The 1,650-nt window shown below is 61.9% G+C and carries 2 protein-coding genes and 1 pseudogene; all 3 read left to right on the top strand.

The genetic code is table 11. The features are described from left to right. On the top strand, nt 1–859 hold an 859-nt coding region (locus ABWP09_RS14355; RefSeq protein ID WP_353205796.1), incomplete at its 5' end, for a copper resistance protein B. 81 nt (nt 860–940) lie between these two features. Beyond that, on the top strand, nt 941–1,351 hold the full coding sequence (locus ABWP09_RS14350; RefSeq protein ID WP_353205795.1) for a DUF305 domain-containing protein: 411 nt from the start codon (nt 941–943) through the stop codon (nt 1,349–1,351). A gap of 40 nt (nt 1,352–1,391) precedes the next feature. Next, nucleotides 1,392–1,650: pseudogene (locus tag ABWP09_RS14345) on the top strand (hypothetical protein); the annotation flags it as partial.

Genomic DNA, 1,650 nt, shown 5'->3' with positions numbered 1-1,650 from the left:
GACCATGCCGGGGATGGACATGTCGGCTGATAAGTCGAGCACATCGCCGCCGATGGATGGCGTGGCGACCGGCCAGGGCGCGATGCCCGACATGGCAAAGAGCGGCACAGACCTTCCCGCCGGCAACGCACCGGCTCCAGCGCCGCCTTCGGATCATTATGCGACGCGCATTTTCCCCGCTGCCGAGATCGAACGGTCGCATCGGCAAATGATGAACGAGAGCGGTGCGCAGACCTTCGGTTTCGTGATGTTCAACCTCGCTGAGTATCAGCCCCGTCGTGGGCAGGACGGCTTCCGATGGGACGGCGAGGGCTGGTATGGTGGCGACATCAACCGCCTGACGATCAAAACGGAAGGCGAAGGCCGGTTCGGAGAAGGCGTCGACGAAGCCGAAGTGCAAGCGCTCTACAGCCGCGCCATCGATCCCTATTTCAACGCACAGGTCGGCATCCGCCAGGATTTCGGGCGCGGCGCACGGCGGACCTATGCAACCGTCGGTTTCGAGGGTCTCGCACCTTATTGGTTCGAGGTCGAGGGCGCGCTGTTCCTGTCGGACAAAGGTGACGTTCTCGGTCGTCTCGGAGGCTATTATGACCAGCGCCTCACCCAGCGGTTGATCTTGCAACCGCGCGTCGAGCTGAATTTTGCCGCGCAGGATGTGCCATCGAGCCGGATCGGCGCGGGGCTGTCCACAGCCGAGGTCGGCTTGCGGCTTCGCTACGAGATCAAGCGCCAGTTCGCGCCCTATGTCGGCGTGTCGTGGGCGCGAAAAGTCGGACAGACCGGTCGTTACGCCCGCGCCGATCGCGAGGACGCCACCAGCGCGGGCCTGGTGGCGGGGATCCGTATCTGGTTTTGATATTACTGCGTTGCAGCCTGGCCCCATCCGGCGCTGCGACAGGTTACGACAGGCGGGGGCCATCCGACGAAGGAATGACCAATGAAACTCAATCTTACGATGGCCGCGATTGCGGCGTTGGCACTGGCGACCCCGGCGCTCGCACACGAGCACAAGCATGCTAAGCCAGCGAAGCCCGCTATGTCGGGCATGGCAGGCATGGCAGGCATGGATCATTCCATGATGATGAATGACCCGTCGAATCCATACGCCAAGTCGGAGATGGACATGCACATGAAGATGATGATGGCCAAGGCCGGCGACGCTTCGGAAAAATGGACGCGTAAGATGATCGAACATCATCGTGGCGCGATTGCCATGTCGCGCGTGGCGCTTGCTCAGGCATCCGACGCCGATACCAAGCGGATGGCGCAGATGACCATCGACATGCAGGAAAAGGACATTGGCGAGCTTCAGGGCTGGCTCAGCAGCCACGGCAAGCCCGCCCAATAGTAAGGATGTTCGGCTGAAACTACGTCGCCAACGGATTCACGTGATTGCCAGCCGCCTTCACAAGTGGCTGGCGCTCGTCATCGGCTTCCAGCTGATCCTGTGGTTTGCCAGCGGCGCGCTGATGAGCTTTCTTTCGATCGACAAGGTGCGCGGCGACCACCTTGTCGATCGCAAGACCGTCGCTGCAATCCCGCAGAGCGTTCCTCTTGCCGACGTCAGCACGGTGCTGAGCAGCGCTGGTGGCGACGCTGAAAGCGTGACGGTTCGCGTGGTGCTAGGCCGACCCGTTTTCGAGGTGA

The sequence above is a fragment of the Sphingomonas sp. genome (assembly GCF_040398505.1).
Lineage (GTDB): Bacteria > Pseudomonadota > Alphaproteobacteria > Sphingomonadales > Sphingomonadaceae > Sphingomonas.
The sequence above is the reverse complement of the archived record's forward strand: the minus strand, read 5'-3'. Positions and strand labels throughout refer to the sequence as shown.